This is a genomic window from Trinickia sp. (assembly GCF_051954495.1).
GTDB lineage: Bacteria > Pseudomonadota > Gammaproteobacteria > Burkholderiales > Burkholderiaceae > Trinickia.
This window is the reverse complement of the sequence record NZ_JBQCHR010000031.1, coordinates 1-6,582: the sequence shown is the minus strand read 5'-3', so window position 1 is coordinate 6,582 and position 6,582 is coordinate 1. Positions and strand designations below refer to the sequence as shown.

Below are 6,582 nucleotides of genomic sequence, written 5' to 3'. Positions count from 1 at the left end.
GCGCTCGGCGGCGGCTGCGAGCTGGCGATGATGTGCGACATCGTCATCGCCGCGGACGACGCTGTGTTCGGCCAGCCGGAGGTCAAGCTCGGCATCGTGCCGGGTGCGGGCGGCACGCAGCGTCTGCCGCGCGCGGTAGGCAAATCCACCGCGATGCTCGCGTGTCTGACGGGCGAGTCCTTCAACGCACGCGAGGCGTTGGCTTACGGGCTCGTGTCGAAGGTGGTTCCCCGAGCACAGTTGGTCGACGAAGCGGTGCGCGTAGGCGAGCAGATCGCGCGTCATTCTCTGCCGGTGGTCATCGCGATCAAGGAAGCCGTCAATCGCGCCTTCGAGTCGTCGCTGTCGGAAGGGCTGCTGTTCGAGCGGCGGCTATTCCACGCGGGCTTTTCGCTCGACGATCAAAAGGAAGGCATGGCCGCGTTTCTCGAGCGGCGCCAGGCCGCATTCCAGAACCGGTAGTTGCCGGTAAGACAGTCAGGAGATTCTTTCGTGTCAATTCATCCAATCGATGCCGGTTCGCTGGTGGAATCGTTCGTCGATGACGGCGTACTCACGCTTACGCTCAACAGCCCGAGCGAGGGCAACGCATTGAACGTCGCGATGACGGAGGCGTTATCGGACGCGCTCGAGCAGATCGACGGCCGGCGCGATGTGCACTGCCTGCTGCTGCGTTCGTCGTCGCGGCATTTCTGCACGGGCGGCAATGTGAAGGACATGCAAAGCGGCAGCGATCTCATGAGCGGCGGCGTCGAAGCGGTACGCGACCGCCTGCTTCGCAGCCTGCACAGGATTACACGCGCGCTGAGCGGTCTGGACGTGCCGTCGGTGTGCGCGGTGAACGGCGCCGCAATCGGGGCGGGTTGCGATCTCGCGTTGATGTGCGATATCCGCGTGGCGAGTACGAAGGCCGTGTTCGCAGAGAGTTTCTTGCGGCTCGGAGTGGTGTCGGGCATCGGTGGATCGTGGTTTCTCGCGCGCATCGTCGGCTATGCGAAGGCGCTCGAGTTGACGCTGACCAGCGAGTTCATCGATGCCGAAGCGGCGCTCGTCCTGGGCATCGTGTCGAAGGTCGTGCCGCAGGATTCGCTCGACTCCGAGGCGCTGTCGCTTGCGAAGCGCATTGCGAAAAATCCGCCGATTGCGCTGCGCATGTCGAAGCGGCTCGTCCGTGAAGCGGCTGATGCGTCGCTTGCGACGACGCTCGAAATGGCCGCAAGCATGCAGGCGATTCTGCTTTGCGGTCGAGAGCACAAGGAGGCTGTCGGCCGGTTTCTGGACCAGCAGGCAACGAAAAAGCGCACGCAGACGTGATGCGCCGATACGGCCAAGCCCGATCGCGGCTGGCATTACATTACGAACCACAGGAGACAAACGTGACCACGACTTCCGGCGTCCGCCAAGCTAAGCCCGGCATGCTCCGTATCATCGCCACATCGAGCCTCGGCACAATGCTCGAGTACTACGATTTCTTCGTCTATGTCGCGCTGACATCGACGTTGACGCACTTGTTTCTTCCATCGACGGATCAGACCGTCGCCGCCATGGCGGGCGTCGCTACGTTCGGCATCGCGTATGTCGCACGGCCGCTGGGCACGATCATCTTCAGCCCCATGTCGGACCGTATCGGGCGCAAGAAGACGTTCGTCGTCACGCTTGCGATCATGGGCATCGCGACGGTGGGGATCGGCTGTCTTCCGACTTACGCGATGGCGGGCTTGCTCGCGCCGATCGGACTGATCACGCTGCGTGTGGTGCAGGGCATCGCGCTCGGCGGCGAGTACGGCTCGGCGGTCGTCTATGTGATGGAGCATGCGCCCGCAGGCCGCAAAGGGATGGCGACAAGCGTGCTGCAAAGCACCGCGAGCCTTGGTTTGTTGCTGGCGCTCGCTATCGTGTCGGCGCTGAAATTCACGCTCGACGCATCGGCGTTTAGTTCCTGGGGCTGGCGCGTGCCGTTCCTGATCTCCGCCCCGATCGTCGCGGTGGCGACATGGGTCCGCCTCGGTATGACTGAAACGCCCGTCTTCGCGGAGATGAAGGAAGCCGGCCGTCTGTCGAAATCGCCGCTGCAGGACACGTTGTCGAGCGCGACGTCGTGGAAGGCGATTCTCGTCGCGATGTTCGGCGCGCAGGGCGGGACATCGGTATCGCTCTACACGTCGATCGTCTACATGCTGTACTTCCTGCAGAACGTGTTGAAGGTCGAACCTTCGCGCGCGAATCTGTGCCTCGGTGTCGCTATCGTCGTGGCCGCGCCGCTTTATCCCGCGTTCGGCCGCCTGTCCGATGCGATCGGCCGCTCACGCGTCATGTTGATCGGGATCGTGCTCTGGATACTTGCCGCTTATCCGGCTTTCGCGGGCATCAGGACGAATGCGCTCGCAGGCGGCTGGGTGGGGGTGACGCTGCTCGTCGCGCTGCTGGCCGTGCTGACCGCGATGATCATGGCGCCGCTGCCGGCGTTTATCGCTGAATGCTTTCCGCCGCAAAGCAGGACCACGGGCTTCGGCTTGTCGCAACAGCTAGGCAACGTGCTGTTCGGCGGCTTTCTTCCATTGATCAGTCTTTCGCTCGTCAACCTGACAGGCAACCCGCTTGCGGGTGTCGGGTATTCGATCGTGTCGCTGTTGCCCTGCCTCGCGGTCACGTACTTCTGGGGACTGCGGCAGGACGAGCTGATCCGGCGTCGCGGTCACGAAGTCCGACATGTTCAAGAAAGGCCCTCGTCTTTGCCGGAAGGTGATGCCGCGAGTTGTCCAAGATGACGAAGGGGCAGGACTTCGACCGATCCCACGAAGCCGCCGATCCGGCCCTGCCCATCAGGACGCGTGCACCGACGTCAGATCGAGTGCCAGCGCTTGCGCGACTTCGATGCCGTCGATTGCCGCGGAATAGATACCCCCCGCATAACCCGCGCCTTCGCCGGCCGGATACAGTCCTTCGACGTTCATGCTTTGGTAATTGTCCCCGCGTCGAATCCGGATCGGCGACGAAGTGCGCGTTTCCACGCCGGTGAGCACGGCATCGTGCATCGCGAAGCCGGCGATCTTTTTATCGATCTGGGGTAACGCTTCACGGATTGCTTCGATTACGTAGTCTGGGAGCGCGGTGCTGAGATCGGTCGGGCGCACGCCCGGCTTGTACGACGGCACCACGGAGCCAAGCGACGTCGACGGCCGGCCGGCGATGAAATCGCCGACCAGTTGCCCTGGTGCATGGTAATCGCCGCCGCCGAGTTCGAAGGCGCGCTCTTCCCATTTGCGCTGGAACGCGATACCCGCCAGCGGACCGCCCGGATAGTCTTCGGGCGTGATCCCGACGACGATGCCCGCATTCGCGTTGCGCTCGGCGCGGGAATACTGGCTCATGCCATTGGTGACCACGCGTCCCGGCTCGGAGGTCGCCGCCACCACCGTGCCGCCAGGGCACATGCAAAAACTGTAGACAGCTCGTCCATTGCTGCAGTGATGGACCACCTTGTAGTCGGCCGCGCCGAGTTGCTTGTGGCCCGCAAACTTGCCGAAGCGGCTGCGATCGATCAGCCCCTGCGGATGTTCGATGCGAAAACCGAGCGAAAACGGCTTGGCTTCGATGTAGACACCGCGATCGTGCAGCATTTGGAAGGTGTCGCGCGCGCTGTGGCCCACGGCCAGCACCACGTGGTCGCAGCGCAGCGTTTCGCCGTTCGAGAGCTTGAGCGCGCGCACCTTGCCCTGATCGATTTCGATGTCGTCGACCCTGGTTTCGAAGCGCACTTCACCCCCCAGTGCCTCGATGGTCGCGCGCATCTTTTCCACCATGCTGACGAGGCGGAACGTGCCGATGTGCGGCCGGCTCAGATAGAGGATGTCCTCCGGTGCGCCCGCCTTGACGAATTCGTCCAGCACCTTGCGGCCATAGTGGTGCGGATCCTTGATCTGGCTGTACAGCTTGCCGTCGGAAAACGTTCCGGCTCCGCCTTCGCCGAACTGCACATTCGATTCAGGGTTGAGTACGGCCTTGCGCCACAGGCCAAAAGTGTCCTTGGTGCGCTCGCGTACGGCTTTGCCGCGTTCGAGGATGATGGGCCGGAACCCCATCTGCGCGAGGATGAGTCCAGCAAACAGACCGCACGGCCCCATGCCGATGACGACCGGGCGCAGGGAGGTCGTGTGCTCGTCGGCCTTCGCGACGAAGCGGTACGTCATGTCCGGCGTCAACCCGCAATGCGGGTTGCCTGCGAGGTGTTTGCGCGCGGCCGCTTCGTCCTTGACTTCGACGTCGACGATATACGTCAGCTTGATGTCGGAGCGCTTGCGCGCGTCGTGCGCGCGGCGGAACACCGTGTAACGGAGGAGCCCGTCCGCCGCCACGCCCAGATCCGCGAGGCGCGCGCGAACCGCGGCTTCGAGATCGCTTTCGGGATGGTCAAGAGGGAGTTTGATTTCGCTTAGACGTAACATGTGTATCGGGGTGCGATCGTCGCCACGGAAGCGTGGCGGCGTTGAAACAGGCGGAGAGGCGGCGAAGCCGAACTCTATATGATAACGCTGCCAGCGGGTGTTTTGGGCAGCAGTCATCGAGCAGGCCTTTGCGGGCGACCGGCCTGTCGATGACGGAAATGAGAGTACCGGCGGCGGCCAACGTTGCGGCGTCCGGTGGGCGGCAGCACTAGCTCGTGATGCCGTGGCGGTTATCGCGAGTCAATTCGATAACAAAGTCGAGGAAAGCACGCGTCTTCGCTGGCACGTGATGCCGCGACGGATAGTAGGCGTAAAAAGGATACCGCTCGTCGGTCCATTCCGGAAATAGATTAACCAATCGACCCTCGCCAATCAGATGCTCGGCGCCAAGCAGCAGCATCTGGGCAACCCCGGAGCCGGCGAGGCATGCGTTGAGAAGCGCGCCGGGGTCGTTGACCGTGAGGCGGCCTCGCGTGTCGATCAAAATGCGTTTTCGCTTGCGGTGGAATTCCCAGGGGAACGGCTTGCCCGTCTCCGGATTACGAAACTCAAGACATTTGTGGCGCCTCCCTTCAAGGTCTTCCGGTTTGGCCGGGCGTCCCCAACGCGCGATATACGACGGCGCCGCGACCGTCACAATGCGGCTATCGAGCAGCTTTCGCGCGATGAGGGTGGATGTTCTGGGCTCGCCGAATCGTAACGCGAGGTCGAAGCCGTCCATGACGAGGTCGCCCAGACTATCTCGCGCAATGAATTCGATTTCGAGCTCGGGGTGCGCGTCCATGAACGCATCGAGCGGTTGCCCGAGAATGATCCGGTAGAAGACGGGATCCAGGTTGACTCTCAGCTTTCCGCGCACAGCCGACGCGCCGCCTGCCGCGGCAGCGGCTGCTTCCTCCAGCCCTGCGAGATGCGGCATGACCTGCTCGTAAAATCGGCGGCCTTCTTCCGTCAGGGAGACGGAGCGTGTGGTTCGGTTGAAAAGCCGGATCGTCAATTTCTTCTCCAGCCTCGCAATCGCCCGGCTGACGCCTGGCGGCGACATTCCCAAGACTTCCGAAGCGGCCGCGAAGGTCCCCGCATCGACTACCGCAGCGAACACGCTAATGCCGCCGGACAACTTCTCGCTACTGGATTTCATGGTCTCGCGCGTGCTCCGGCTGATGGATCGCAACCGATCGGTTTAAGGACCGCACGGCATCATCGCACCGGACGGCCGCGCCGCGTCCAGGTTTCAAGCATGCCTTATTGATAACTCGATGTCACTTATCTAATGCAATCCATGTCATTTGGTTTCGAGCGGAATGTCCGCAGAATGCGCCTCACCGAAACATCATTCATTCGGAGAGGAACGCAAAATGACTGCTCGACTGAATCGGCGCCAGCTTCTGAAGGGGGCGTCGAGCCTCCTGGCCGTCGCGACGCTTGGCGGGTTCGCAAGCCGTAATACGCAGGCAGCCCCGCTCCGTTCGACAGGGGACGCGGTGATGATCCATCACCCGGCCTACACGTCGATCGACCAACCCTCCAGCGACTGATCCGTCACCGCTTCGACCAGCTTGCCGAGTGGGGGTTGTCGTTCGACATCAACACGCAGCCGGGACCACACGGACGCAGTGCGGGCAGCGCGAGCTGGGCCGGGCTGCTGAACACGTACTTCTGGGTGGATCCCGCCAAGCGCGTCGCCGGATCGCTTTTCACACAGATGCTGCCTTTCTACGATGCCCGTGTGGTGAATCTCTACGGGCAGTTCGAGCGGGCGTTTTACGACGGTTTGCAGCGCGCTTGAGCGCCTGGCCGCCTGATCGACTGGCGGCCGCCGCTTCGGCGAGACATCACTTTCGTTTACCCATGTAAGGAGAATGAACAATGTTTGCGATTACGGGCATCACGGGCAAGGTCGGCGGCGCAGTCGCCCGCCAACTTCTGGCGGCAGGCCAGCCAGTGCGTGGCGTGGTGCGGGACATCACACGAGCACGCCCATGGGCAGAGCGCCGCTGCGAACTTGCGACGGCTCGCATGGAAGATGCCTCGTCACTCACCGCTGCATTCGAAGGCGCAAAGGGTGTTTTCGTGCTGCCTCCTTCCGAGTTCGATCCCGAGCCTGGATTTCCCGAGGCGCGCGCGGTGATCGACG

Annotated in this window: 8 protein-coding genes; 6 read left to right on the top strand and 2 right to left on the bottom strand. The window is 62.8% G+C overall.

Features of this window, described 5'->3' with window-relative positions:
• From ACTHNR_RS04310 to ACTHNR_RS04300, 3 genes are all read left to right on the top strand, one after another.
• Positions 1-462: enoyl-CoA hydratase-related protein (locus ACTHNR_RS04310; RefSeq protein WP_440546275.1), on the top strand; the 462-nt coding region annotated here is incomplete at its 5' end.
• A 30-nt stretch (positions 463-492) separates the two neighbouring features.
• Positions 493-1,314, top strand: a complete 822-nt coding sequence (locus tag ACTHNR_RS04305) for an enoyl-CoA hydratase-related protein (protein WP_440546274.1) — start codon at positions 493-495, stop codon at positions 1,312-1,314.
• A 62-nt stretch (positions 1,315-1,376) separates the two neighbouring features.
• The gene (locus ACTHNR_RS04300) at positions 1,377-2,768 is read left to right on the top strand and encodes an MFS transporter (protein ID WP_440546272.1); all 1,392 of its coding nucleotides are present in this window, start codon (positions 1,377-1,379) and stop codon (positions 2,766-2,768) included.
• 54 nt (positions 2,769-2,822) lie between these two features.
• Here the strand turns inward: ACTHNR_RS04300 and ACTHNR_RS04295 are convergent, their stop codons facing one another.
• Both ACTHNR_RS04295 and ACTHNR_RS04290 read right to left on the bottom strand, forming a co-directional pair.
• On the bottom strand, positions 2,823-4,445 hold the full coding sequence (locus tag ACTHNR_RS04295) for an NAD(P)/FAD-dependent oxidoreductase (RefSeq protein ID WP_440546270.1): 1,623 nt from the start codon (positions 4,443-4,445) through the stop codon (positions 2,823-2,825).
• Positions 4,446-4,653: 208 nt separating this feature from the next.
• Positions 4,654-5,586 (bottom strand): LysR family transcriptional regulator, encoded by a 933-nt coding sequence (locus tag ACTHNR_RS04290; protein ID WP_440546268.1) that lies wholly within the window; start codon positions 5,584-5,586, stop codon positions 4,654-4,656.
• 217 nt (positions 5,587-5,803) lie between these two features.
• On the opposite strand from ACTHNR_RS04290, the gene ACTHNR_RS04285 reads away from it, so the two are divergent.
• From ACTHNR_RS04285 to ACTHNR_RS04275, 3 genes are all read left to right on the top strand, one after another.
• Positions 5,804-5,983, top strand: coding sequence for a hypothetical protein (locus tag ACTHNR_RS04285; protein WP_440546266.1), 180 nt, complete (start codon positions 5,804-5,806; stop codon positions 5,981-5,983).
• A gap of 35 nt (positions 5,984-6,018) precedes the next feature.
• Complete coding sequence (locus ACTHNR_RS04280; protein ID WP_440546264.1) at positions 6,019-6,234, top strand: hypothetical protein; 216 nt, start codon at positions 6,019-6,021, stop codon at positions 6,232-6,234.
• An 80-nt stretch (positions 6,235-6,314) separates the two neighbouring features.
• Positions 6,315-6,582, top strand: a 268-nt coding sequence (locus ACTHNR_RS04275; RefSeq protein ID WP_440546262.1) for an NmrA family NAD(P)-binding protein, incomplete at its 3' end; no start/stop codon positions are given.